The sequence below is a fragment of the Sporosarcina sp. P16b genome, assembly GCF_002743065.1.
Taxonomy (GTDB): Bacteria; Bacillota; Bacilli; order Bacillales_A; family Planococcaceae; genus Sporosarcina.
The window spans coordinates 37874-50134 of sequence record NZ_PDYO01000009.1 but is presented as its reverse complement, the minus strand read 5'-3'; the positions used below and the strand labels follow the sequence as shown (position 1 = coordinate 50134).

At 40.4% G+C, this 12261-nt stretch carries 10 protein-coding genes; 6 read left to right on the top strand and 4 right to left on the bottom strand.

Annotated features, from left to right (window positions below; translation table 11 throughout):
- Nucleotides 1-128: 128 nt before the first annotated feature.
- The 3 genes from CSV77_RS11435 to CSV77_RS11425 form a co-directional block, all read right to left on the bottom strand.
- Nucleotides 129-1013, bottom strand: coding sequence for a D-alanyl-D-alanine carboxypeptidase family protein (locus tag CSV77_RS11435; RefSeq protein ID WP_099673529.1), 885 nt, complete (start codon nucleotides 1011-1013; stop codon nucleotides 129-131).
- A gap of 621 nt (nucleotides 1014-1634) precedes the next feature.
- Nucleotides 1635-1838 carry an alpha/beta-type small acid-soluble spore protein gene (locus CSV77_RS11430; protein ID WP_099629969.1) on the bottom strand — a complete coding sequence of 68 codons (204 nt, stop codon included), beginning with the start codon at nucleotides 1836-1838 and terminating at the stop codon, nucleotides 1635-1637.
- A 155-nt stretch (nucleotides 1839-1993) separates the two neighbouring features.
- Nucleotides 1994-3673: a glycerol-3-phosphate dehydrogenase/oxidase gene (locus CSV77_RS11425; protein WP_099673528.1), complete on the bottom strand. Its 1680-nt coding sequence runs from the start codon at nucleotides 3671-3673 to the stop codon at nucleotides 1994-1996.
- Nucleotides 3674-3927: 254 nt separating this feature from the next.
- Here CSV77_RS11425 and mtnK point away from each other — a divergent pair, with 254 nt between their 5' ends.
- The 6 genes from mtnK to CSV77_RS11395 all read left to right on the top strand — a co-directional run bounded on the left by mtnK (nucleotide 3928) and on the right by CSV77_RS11395 (nucleotide 11542).
- Nucleotides 3928-5118: an S-methyl-5-thioribose kinase gene (mtnK, locus tag CSV77_RS11420; protein ID WP_158232070.1), complete on the top strand. Its 1191-nt coding sequence runs from the start codon at nucleotides 3928-3930 to the stop codon at nucleotides 5116-5118.
- A 20-nt stretch (nucleotides 5119-5138) separates the two neighbouring features.
- Nucleotides 5139-6332: a 2,3-diketo-5-methylthiopentyl-1-phosphate enolase gene (locus CSV77_RS11415; protein ID WP_099673526.1), complete on the top strand. Its 1194-nt coding sequence runs from the start codon at nucleotides 5139-5141 to the stop codon at nucleotides 6330-6332.
- Between the two features lie 15 nt (nucleotides 6333-6347).
- A complete protein-coding gene (locus tag CSV77_RS11410; RefSeq protein ID WP_099673525.1) occupies nucleotides 6348-7001 on the top strand; it encodes a 2-hydroxy-3-keto-5-methylthiopentenyl-1-phosphate phosphatase in 654 nt (217 codons plus the stop codon).
- Nucleotides 7002-7029: 28 nt separating this feature from the next.
- Entirely contained in the window at nucleotides 7030-7542 is a 513-nt protein-coding gene (locus CSV77_RS11405) for a 1,2-dihydroxy-3-keto-5-methylthiopentene dioxygenase (protein ID WP_099636322.1), read from the top strand.
- 286 nt (nucleotides 7543-7828) lie between these two features.
- Entirely contained in the window at nucleotides 7829-10249 is a 2421-nt protein-coding gene (locus CSV77_RS11400; RefSeq protein ID WP_099673524.1) for a Lon protease family protein, read from the top strand.
- Between the two features lie 240 nt (nucleotides 10250-10489).
- Nucleotides 10490-11542, top strand: coding sequence for an acyltransferase family protein (locus tag CSV77_RS11395; RefSeq protein ID WP_099673523.1), 1053 nt, complete (start codon nucleotides 10490-10492; stop codon nucleotides 11540-11542).
- Between the two features lie 186 nt (nucleotides 11543-11728).
- Here CSV77_RS11395 and CSV77_RS11390 read toward each other — a convergent pair whose 3' ends face one another.
- A complete protein-coding gene (locus tag CSV77_RS11390) occupies nucleotides 11729-12244 on the bottom strand; it encodes a flavin reductase family protein (protein WP_199203744.1) in 516 nt (171 codons plus the stop codon).
- Between the last annotated feature and the right edge of the window lie 17 nt (nucleotides 12245-12261).

Below are 12261 nucleotides of genomic sequence, written 5' to 3'. Positions count from 1 at the left end.
GACTGCACTAGAAACAATCATTGTTTCTAGTGCAGTCTTGTTTGAATTTTCATTTGGTGTTCATCATTCTATTATCCAATCGGTAGTAATGGGCATCTTTGCATCCATAAACGGATCGTAGTGAACCATCACTGCGCATAGCGCTCCATCATTTCCCGTGTCACATTAAAACGCGGTTCTATTGTATCGCCGTCTACTTCCTCTACTCCAATTAATACGGAAATTACGCGTTCTCCATTGAATACCCCGCTTCCTGTAAAACAAGAACCAGCAGCATCCGTATATCCAGTCTTTAATCCATCCACGCCATTCATTTGCATACGCATACCAGGCAATAGAAGATTCGTATTCCACATCTTTACTCCTTGTGTAGACATGAAGTGTGTCATACTAGTAAATTCCAATACTTCGGGATGCGTTTGAATGAGTCGATCCGCAATAATTGCCAGGTCTTTAGCGGAAGCCAAGTTGTTTTTCCCCTCGCCTCTACCTAAATAATCGCCATCCAAGCCATGTGGATTAAAGAAAACCGTTTTCTTTAGTTTAAACGCGCGCGCTTGTTCATTCATCATGGCAACGAACTCCTCTTCCGTTCCACCCACCATTTCAGCCAAAGCAAGGGCCGCATCATTCGCTGAAATGATCGTCATCGCAGTAAATAATTCACGTACTGTGTAGCTTTCATTGGCCTGCATGCCTAGTTTCGCAGCACTCGCAAACTGTGCCATATTTAGAACGGTGGGACTTGGCTGGTAGATAGTTTCCCAGGAAATCGTGCCATTTTTGATCGTGTTCAACACGATATATTGCGTCATTAATTTGGTCATGCTAGCAATCGGTAAGGACTTTTTGCTGTTTTTCTCATATAACACCTCACCTGTATCTGCATTCAAAAGAATCATTGCCTCAGAAGATGCACTCCAATTGTCATCTATCTGTTGCACATCATTCCATTGAGTAACAACTGCATAGATCCCCAAACAGATGAGTAATACTAGTAGTAATTTCTTCATTTATACACCTGCCTATACTATTCATTATGAAGGAAAAGTCCCCTGAATGGTAGCGGGTGTTTCTGAAGATTATATGAAGGATAGAAAATATGCAAAAGTGGAAAATAATTTCACCCTTGGTGAGAAGATCTACTTGTAATTTTTATTTTACCAGTGGCTATTAAGTCTTGTGCTTTTTTGCAATGCTTGGAATACTGTTCATGACCTTCGGTGTAGTATCGGAAGAAAGAACAAACGGGACAACGACTACAAACCGTATCCAGCGTTTCATTTGAACAACCCCCAATAGTTTTATATTTAGTACACCAGTATCTGAACAGTTAACCTGTTTACAGAAGACGGTATACCAGTATTATTATTCAACCTTATTCATCATTTTATATAGTTTCAACTATGTAACGTTTCATGGTCGCCCTCATGGATATGTAGCATATTTTCTATTCTTTTTTAGTTCAATCGTGTCTCTTCCGACTATTTATTTTAATGTCAAAATGTCTCTATCATCACAAAAAAGACGACAATCCATTCACATTTGAATGAATCGTCGCCTTTTCGTTTTTGAGAAATCAAAGCGTATAGTGACATTGATTTTTCACATGCTAATCTGGGTGATAGAACCGATTACTTCGTATAACCGTTCATTTGAGATTGAGCCTGACGCACTAATCGCTTTGTAATTTCTCCGCCGACGGATCCGTTGGCACGCGATGTGGAGTCTGGTCCAAGGTTTACACCGAATTCGTTTGCGATCTCTTCCTTCATTTGGTTGATCGCCTGTTGTACACCTGGCACTAATAGTTGGTTTGAATTACTGTTGTTTGGCATGTTGTCCACCTCCTTCTGACAATAGAATGAGCAGATTTTTAAAAAACATACTGTAAATTTTTAAAAATGATGATTTTTTATTTCCTTCGTATTATAGGCAATCGAACAAAAAAATAAACAACCTCTACCGTTCCACTTTGGCAGAGGTTGCAGACTTATGATTGTATTTTTTCTTCGATTAGTGTTCCCTTACACAATTGTTTAGTACGCTCTAACTCTTCGGTCATTTTTTTCTTCACGGCACTTGACCAGCCAAGTTGAACAGCTAGGAAATCAATGACAGGCTCTTGCCATTGATCGACCCAGTCGATGTCAAAGAGCAATGCGCCCGTTCGTCTCCAGAAAAAGTCTACAGGTGTACAAACGAATTCTTTTGAAAGGGAATACCACGCTTGTGCGTAAATTTCAATCGGTAAGTTGGCTCTTCGTGCATCAGCCTTTCCGTTTTGGATGACGCCGAATAACTCATCGACGTTTGATCCATAATGGGTGACGAGTGCATAAGCTGTTTGCTCGGATAATCCTAGGCTCATTCCTTCTTTCACTTTTCTCTTAACAAAGGCTTCAAATCCTTTGGAACCACCTACATGACCACCTGAAATAGGTAGCTTTTTTGTACGGCAAGACGGAACTTTTTTGCCATATGAAGTTTTAAGATCTGCAGCGATACGATTGACAATCATTTCCGCCATTTTGCGATACCCTGTTAACTTTCCGCCAGCAATCGTTAATAAACCTGAATCTGAGACCCACATTTCATCTTTTCGGGATATCTCCGAAACGCTCTTTCCTTCTTCTTGTATAAGTGGTCTAAGACCCGCCCAACCCGATTCAATTTGTTCTTCGCTAATCTCCAGTTTTGGAAAAGCAAAATGAATGGCGTTAAGCAAATAGTCTTTATCTGCCTGTGTAATCTGCGGCTCCGTCAAACTTCCTCGATAATCTGTATCGGTTGTTCCTATGTATGTTTTGCCGTTGCGCGGAATCGCCAACACCATGCGCCCGTCCGGTGTGTCAAAATAAATCGTTTGTTCTAAAGGAAAGACCCGTTGATCAAAGACCAAATGAACGCCTTTAGTTAAATGAAGTTGTTTTTGATCAGGCTCTGCATCTTTGTGACGCACTTCATTAACCCATGGACCAGCTGCATTGATCACTTTTTTAGCGAAAATCATTCGGGATTTTCCTGTTAGCTGATCAACCGTTTCAACACCCGCCACTTTGCCGTCATGATAAACGAATTTCGTCACTTTTGTATAATTTAAAACCGATGCTCCGTACTGAACAGCTTCTTTTATTACTTCAATCGTTAAACGTGCATCGTCTGATCGATACTCTACGAATTTCCCTGCACCGAGGAGACCTGTTGGATTCAACTTTGGTTCATCACGAAGTGTCTGCTTTCTTGATAACATGCTTTTACGTTCTGATTTCTTTACTTTGGCTAATGTATCATAGACACGCAAACCAATTGAACTGCTAAATTTACCAAACGTCCCTCCTTTATAAATGGGCAACAACAGCCATGTAGGAGTCGTCACATGTGGTCCGTTTTCATACACTACTGCACGTTCTTGTCCAGTTTGTGAAACGATTTTAAACTCGAGGTTCTTTAAATAACGCAATCCCCCATGAATCATTTTCGTAGAGCGACTAGACGTTCCAGCCGCAAAGTCCTGCATTTCTACTAACACCGTATTTAGTCCTCGACTCGCTGCATCAAGCGCTATACCTGCTCCCGTCACGCCGCCTCCTATTACAAGTACATCGAATTCTTCTGTTCGTATATTTTCCAATATATCCTCTCGTCGAAAGCGAGGCTGTCGTTTTATCATATGTAAACAAGCTCCTATCTTCACATCTTCAATAGCATAATACTACAACTAATTCGAATATTTTTAAAGTTAATTGACAAACTATTTGATTCGTGTGATAATTTCTACATGTTTAGTAGGATTTACAGTCAATAACACAACTAGAGAACTCGGCATACAGGCTACATTTACCAAATAATGAGAGAGTCATTTGTTTGTTACAGATCTTTCCGTTAATGGATTGGTCTTTTTTTATATTACAGGAGGTCGTATGGATGGACGTATTTGTCAATGAACAGAACTATACTACATATCGTTTTTTAGAAATCGAGGAGATCAAACAGTATGTGAGAAATCTAGGTCTTTTTCCTGAACCTGGAGACATAAACGTTATCGAAGTAAGTGATGGCAAGATCAATCACGTATATAGACTACAAAATGAATATAAGTCCATCATTTTTAAGCAAGCAGTTCCATACGCACGAGTTGTTGGCGAATCGATGCCTCTACCACTTGACCGCGTACGTATTGAAGCGGAAGTGATGAAGGTATACGATGAAATCCTTCCGAAAAGCGTGCCTTCTGTCTTACATTTGGATGAAGTGTTGGCGATCGTTGTGATGGAAGATATGCTTCCGCTTGAAGTAGGTCGAACTGCATTAATCAATGGAAGTGAGTCCGCTCGCTTTGCGACAGACATCGGCAAGATGACTGCTGAGGTGCTGTTTAAAACGTCTGATTTCTATATGCCCTCGCCCATTAAAAAAGAGCTACAAGCACGATTAGCAAACCCTGGAATGCGACAGTTGACTGAGCAATTGGTGTTTGATTGGCCCTATAGTGACCACGAGACCAATGAGTGTGAGAATGGTATGCGCAACGAAGTAAAATTCCTTAGTCAAGACCAGCGCTTATTACTCGAAGTAGCTCAACTGAAACATAAATTCATGACAAAAGCGGATGGCCTTATTCATGGTGATTTGCATAGCGGTGCAATTTTCACAGGAGATAACCGAACAGTGATTTTCGATACGGAGTTTGCACTTTTCGGTCCTTTTGGTTTTGACCTTGGACAATTCATCGCGAACCTATTTTTGAACGGGATTGCCTTCCCCAACTATAAAGAAAAGCGTTTTGAGCAAGCAAAAGAAACTTGGTATGCATTTGCGGAAACATTTTCAAACCTATGGCAGACCAGTACACATGAACGCTATACGAAAGTCGATGGATTTTACACGATTATTATGGAAGAACTCTTTACTGATATCATTGGCTATGCAGGATGCGAACTAGTACGACGGGCGATCAGTATTGCACAAATTCCAGACATGAATACAGAACAAGATGAAGACTTGCGCATGGCGGCTAGAAAAGAGGTCTTAGCACTAGGTAAATATATGATTATGGAGCGAAAACATATTCATTCTCTAGAACAATTGAGTCATTGGTTTCAAGCAACTAGATAAATAGTAGAGGAGGCAATTCGATGGGCGTTACAGCAACCTATTTATTCCCCACTCATCCGAATCAGGAAAAAATTGCAGAACAACATGCGCTTGGGTTAACGATTGGTTCATGGACCGATATCCCCCATATTGAGCAGCAACAATTGAAACATCATAAAGGCGAATTGGTATCTGTTGTCAAAGGCGAGCAGAAAGACACTGTGACGATTTTTTATCCGTCGGCTAACTTTTCAGCAGACCTACCCGCAATCTTTACTACGGTCTACGGAAAATTATCCTTTTTCGAAGGGTATGAACTGATTGATTTGCAGTTTGATCATTCATTACTCGCACAATTCCCTGGCCCACGCTTTGGTGTTAAGGGTATTCGAGAAAAGCTCGGTGTCTACGATCGACCGCTATTGAAAGCGATCTTCAAAGGAGTGATGGGACGGGATTTATCCTTTTTCTCCACTCAACTCCAAGAATTATTAGCTGGTGGTATCGATTTGATCAAGGACGATGAAATTCTTTTCGAAAATGAATTAACACCTTTTTATCAACGCGTAACTACTGCTAAAGACATTCTCACGCATCATTACGAGAAAACAGGCGCACACGCTTTATATGCCGTCAATTTATCAGGGAGATCCCATGAATTGCATGATAAAGCAGAACGCGCAACTGAACTAGGCGCAAGCGCTTTATTATTCAATGTGCATAGCTATGGTCTGGATACGCTACAATCACTACGGGAAAACGATAATATCGGATTACCGATTCTCGCCCACTCCGCATTATCCGGTGTGCTCGCAGGTCAAGCTGGCAGTGGATTTTCCTATCCTTTGCTTGTTGGAAAGTTGACGCGTCTCGTTGGTGGTGACCTCTCGCTCTTCCCGAGTCCATATGGCAATGTGGCGATTTCACGCGTAGATGCACTGGGGATTAATGAGGAGTTAATAAAAGATAATGGATTTGAGCGAACGTTTGCGGTGCCTTCTGCCGGAATTCATCCAGGAATGGTCCCACAGTTGCTTGAAGACTTCGGTGACAACCTGGTCATCAATGCGGGAGGCGGGATTTTTGGGCACCCCGATGGTCCAACACCTGGTGCACAAGCTTTCCGCGCAGCAATCGATGCAAGTGTTCATCAAATTCCGTTACAAGAAGCTGCAAAAACTTCCAGCCCCTTGCGGCTCGCATTGGATCAATGGGGCACGATTGACGTTAAGTAAAGTGGAGGGTGAACGATGAGTAACGTAGTAATTTTCTGTGATTTTGATGGGACGATTACGAAAAAAGATAATATTATCAGCATTATGAAAGAATTTGCAGTGCCTGGCTGGAAAGAGATAACAGATGATATATTACAACAAAACATCTCGATCCAAGATGGGGTCAGGCAACTGTTTTCGTTCATTCCAAGTTCGCTACAAAAGGATATCATTTCTTTCGTCTTACGGGATGCGGAAATTAGAGAAGGATTCAGCGAGTTTGTACAGTTTACGAGGGAACAGAATATTCCACTCTATATTGTCAGTGGCGGAATCGATTTCTTCGTTCATCCTATGCTGGAGCCTTTTGGACCTTTTGATCAAATTTATTGTAATGAAGCGACATTTGACGAAGAACGAATTAGGATTCATTATCCGCATGCTTGTGATGCGCACTGCACGAAGCAAGATTGTGGTTGCTGTAAACCGTCTATCATGCGTAAGCTATCAGATCAGCAACAGACACGCATTGTCATCGGTGATTCGGTAACAGACTTTGAAGCCGCAAAATTGGCTGATGTAGTCATTGCGAGGGACTTCCTAGCAGAAACTTGCGAGAAACTGGACATTCCGTATTCGCGCTTTGAAGTATTTACGGACTGTATCGACATCGTGAAAGCACAATTATAATTTCAAATAGATAGGAGCGACTACTACTATGGCAACGATTACGATTCAAGGGTCGAACGAAGTGATTGAAGGACAACAGGAAGTTGCCCAATTCCTCACCCAACAAGAAGTTATTTATGAACACTGGCCGATTGACCAATTACCTGCACATCTCCGGGAAAAGTTCAATCTGACGGATTCTGAAAAAGAAGAGATTCTCCACGCTTTCAAATCAAATATTGATGCAATTTCTGAACGACGTGGCTACAAAGCGGCAGATGTCATCTCGTTATCTAAAGACACACCGAATATCGAGGAAATGTTGAAGAACTTCGAGCGGGAGCATCATCATACCGATGACGAAGTTCGTTTTATCGTCAGTGGTCATGGTGTATTCGTTATTCAAGGAAAAGATCAGCGCTTTTTTGAAGTGCATCTAGATCCAGGTGATTTAATTTCTGTACCAGAAAACATTCGTCATTATTTCACATTGGCAGCGGATCGCCAAGTAGTAGCTCTTCGGATTTTCGTTACACCTGAGGGCTGGGTTGCAGTATATTGATTGATGAATAAGCGTTCTAAAAATGAAAGCACCTTCCTCCCATTACGAGGTAAAGGTGCTTTTCGTTATAGACACGTCTCTAGAAAGATCGGTTCCGTCTGACTTCCCTACTTAGCTTGATCAGACATAGCGCAATGAACGTACATTTTTGTCAGGCTAGGCGATTTTCAATCGCATTTTCCACCTATTATTCTCTATGCAAAAGTTTTTATTTGATTCCTGCGTGTACTGCCTTCATTAAGGGTATGTATTGAATAGGGAAAAATATTGAGTGAGGTGAGTTTAATTGGCAAATTACCATGATTCATTTAGTAAAACGAAAGCAGAGTTACGACCTGAACAATTAAAAAAGATCGTAGACTACTCTTCACTTCCATTTGATTCAACTGAACATGTAGAAAAGCTCACAAATATCGTCGGACAAAAACGTGCACGCTCCGTGATGAACTTTGGCCTACACGTAAATAAACCCGGATATAATCTATATGTCGCGGGAATAGAGGGAGTCGGGAAAACATCTTTTGTCAATACGGTCGTTCATGACTTTTCGGAGAAAGAAGCTACCCTATTTGACTGGTGTTATGTAAATAACTTTGAGGACGAGTACAAACCAAAAGTACTAAGACTCCCCGTAGGATTGGGAAAACAACTTCAAAAGTCCATGGAAGACTTGTTGAAAGATTTACAAGTTGATATTCCCACAGCTTTTAACGAAGAAAACCGACTCAAGAACCGTTCATCGATCATTCGAAAATATAAAGACCAAGTTGATCAAGTGTATAAACGTACGAATGAAATAGCTGCTGAGAACGGCTTTCTACTAAAACAGTCTGATTCCACGGTCGCGACAATACCGATGGGTGAAGACGGAAATCCTATAAGCGAGGAAGCATATAAGAAATTAACTGAAGAACAACGGGCAGCTATTGAAAGTAACTCTGTCAAATTACAAGAAATTATATTGGAAGCGACAGAATCTATCCTCCGTTTTGAACAAGATTTGAAGAAATCATTGGCAGGCTTTGATCATCAAACAGCCATTACGACAATCGATTTTCATATTGATGAAGTAAAAAAGATCTACAAAGACTGTCCTGAAGTGATTCATTATATAAAAGCGGTTCGAAAAGATCTCAAGAATAATTTCCAAATTTTTTTATCCACTCCAACTACAAAAGAAGACAAACAACTAGGCAGACTGTTCAATGACGAAAATCAAGCATTAAAAAAATATACGATAAATGTACTCGTCGATCACAGTGAAACTACAGGCATGCCCGTTATTTCTGCAGATAACCCGACTTTTTATAACCTAATGGGCAAGGTGGAATATGAAAATCGAATGGGTGTCATGAGCACGGATTTTACTAAAATAAAACCCGGCTATTTGCATAATGCAAACGGAGGGTATCTTCTGATCCAAGCGAAAGATATTTTTTCGAAAAGCCAAGCGTGGGAAGGTTTAAAAAGGGCATTATTAATTCATAAATTACAAATTGAGAATATAGGTGAACATGCCAGCGTCATTGCTACCGCTTCAGTAAATCCAGATCCGATTCAACTTGACGTAAAAGTGATTATTATTGGGAACATGGACATTTATCAAGCACTTTATCATCACGATGAAGATTTCCGTAAACTGTTTAAAATTCGCGTAGACTTTGATGTGGAAATGAAATACAACCAAGAGAATATTGCAGGGTTGGTTAGTTTCATTCATACACATGGCAAAAAATATGGACTTCGACATTTTGACTCTTCAGCTGTCGCAAAAATTATTGAATACAGTTCGCGTGTCGCTGGCGATCAATACAAATTATCCACACGTTTTAATTTACAAGTAGAATTACTTTATGAAGCGGATGCATGGGCAGGCATCATGGGAGACGACCTAGTTACGGCCAAACATATCGAAAAAGCCATTCAGGAAAAGAGATATCGATCGAATTTATATGAAGAGAAAATTCAAGCGAGTATTGATGAAGGAAGTATACTGATTGATACGACAGGAGAGAAAATCGGACAAGTTAATGGCCTGGCCGTCTATGATTTAGGGCAATATCATTTCGGCAAACCATCACGCATTACGGCTACCACGTTTATGGGTAAGAAAGGTTTTGTCAATATTGAAAGAGAAAGCCAGATGAGCGGAAATACACATAACAAAGGCGTGTATATATTGGGAGGATATTTAGGGCAAAAGTTCGCCCAAAAGTATCCGTTGGTATTGACTGCGCATATCGCTTTTGAACAATCCTATGGTGGTGTGGATGGTGATAGCGCATCCAGCACAGAATTGTATGCTATTCTCTCAAGCCTGGCGGAAATTCCCATCCATCAAGGATTAGCTGTCACTGGCTCGGTCAATCAAAACGGGGAAATCCAGCCAATTGGTGGCGTAAATGAGAAAATTGAAGGCTTTTATAATGTATGTAAAAACAAAGGACTAACAGGCAAACAAGGCGTACTCATCCCCCATCAAAATGTGAAAAACTTGATGTTGAATGATGAAGTCATTGAATCCGTTCGCGATGGACAGTTCCATATTTATAAAGTACGAACGATTGAAGAAGGAATAGAAATTTTAACGGGTATACCCGCAGGACATCCGAATGAACAAGGAGATTACGATAGAGAAACCGTCTATGGAAAAGCAGCAACGAAATTACGGATGTTTATGGAATTTGCGCGAGAACAAGAGAGATGAAAGAGCATCTGCGTTTGAAATGCACGTCAGAAGTATACTTCACGTGGTTTCTAGCGCAGGCCCTTTCTTCAGCAGTACGTCAATGTATACATACTATTCAGTCAACCGTAATAAATCATTAAAATACACCTATGTATTTCCATTTAGCTTACATTCTCAAGTCATTTTTGTTACATTCTCTTCTACGATGTCGAAAAGCTGTACAATGGAAATACGATAGTTTTCTGAAGGAGCCGAATTATGAATAAAAAACGTTTATCTTGGGTAGATGTCACCAAAGGTTTTTTGATGATTCTCGTCGTGATTGGACATTATCCTGGGCAGTTGGATTTCCCACTCGTTAAATATATCTACTGGTTTCACATGCCAGCCTTCTTCATTTTAAGCGGTTTGTTTTTTAAGCCTGTCATCGAGAAAGGCTTCATGAAACAATCGATTCAAAAACGATTTATGCAGTTGATTGTCCCCTATTTGTTTTTCCTAGTAAGTATTACACTGATTCGTTATGGGATCGAGATTGGTTCAGGGAATTTCGATTGGTCATGGTACGTTCATGATATATGGACCCTTATTGTTGGAGGACGTTTTGTACGTGGTGCCTATGGTGTTTTCTGGTTTGTTACGACTCTATTCTTTACATACTTGTTTTTCTTATGGATGACAAAATACTTTAGCCGTTCAAAACAACTCATTATTTTAGCTGTTTTTTATAGTGTTGCCCACCTTGAAAGCTTGTTCGCGATGCGTGTCATTGGCGGTGCTCCATCTACTGCAGCGCAAACGATCCCAATGATTTGGAACATCGATGTTGCACTTATGGCAGTCGTCTATTTTTCACTCGGCTATTATTTGAAGAATTTTTGGATGAACATTCCGAAAAAATGGTTAGTTACGGGGTTGCTTATTAGTCTCACAGCTATATCTTTAGACAACTATCACGTCATTGACTATCACTTGAGCATGAAGTTTTTACGCTATGACCATTTCTTTTTAGACTTGATCATCCCGCTTTCTTTCACACTGGTGTTAGTCGGTGCGTTCCAACTCATAGTAGCCAAGTTATCGTTAAATTGGCTACAGAAAATCGAAAAGCATTCCTTAACGATCATGTATTTACATATCTTCACGGATATTTTATTAAATGATTACTTTACGTATGGGATTGTCGGCTTCACGGCCTTCGGTTTGTTTATTCCCATCTTCGTTTCAATCATCATACAAAAATGTATGCCGCACGGAAAATTATTCCTCGGCGGGTTTTCACAGAAAAAGAACACGCAAATCGCTCAATAACAAAAGTACCTGCGTACGAAACTTTCATGAATCGTTTTCTATTCATGGTGGATTTGTAGCGCAGGTACTTTTTTGACTCTATAATTACTGTTTTCGAAGCTCCGGTAGAACCTAAAAAATCTGCTACCATAATAAAAAACCAAGAAACTTTTCGGAAAAAGTCTTGGTTTTTTATTTACATCACTATTAAGAAGGTGAGTGAACTGGCTCATAAAATACAGGAGGAACTGAGCCGAAGCATCTGCGGTGATACAGCATCGGTTCTTTCGTTGTGTCGGCCTGCAAGTCCAGTACTTCACCAATTAAAATGGTATGATCACCCGCTTCAATAGTTTGGAATGTCTTACATTCAAATACTCCAAAAGCTCCTTCAATAATTGGTAGCCCATTTTCAGAAAGCGCCCATTGGCAATCAGCGAAACGGTCTTCCACTTTGCTTGCAAATGTTTTGCATAGCTCTTGTTGCTCGCCAGCCAATACGTGAACAGCAAATTTCCCACCTTTTGTGAACGCTTCCAATGATGATACTTTATGATCGATTGACCATAACACCATGAGTGGATCTAATGAGACAGAAGCGAATGAGTTAACTGTTAACCCTACAGGCGTTCCATCTTCATTCGTCGTAGTCAGGATGGTAACTCCCGTCGGATAATTCCCCATGATTTGCTTAAAAAGATCTTGTTTTTCAATATTTCCCATTATCTATCTCTCCTTTT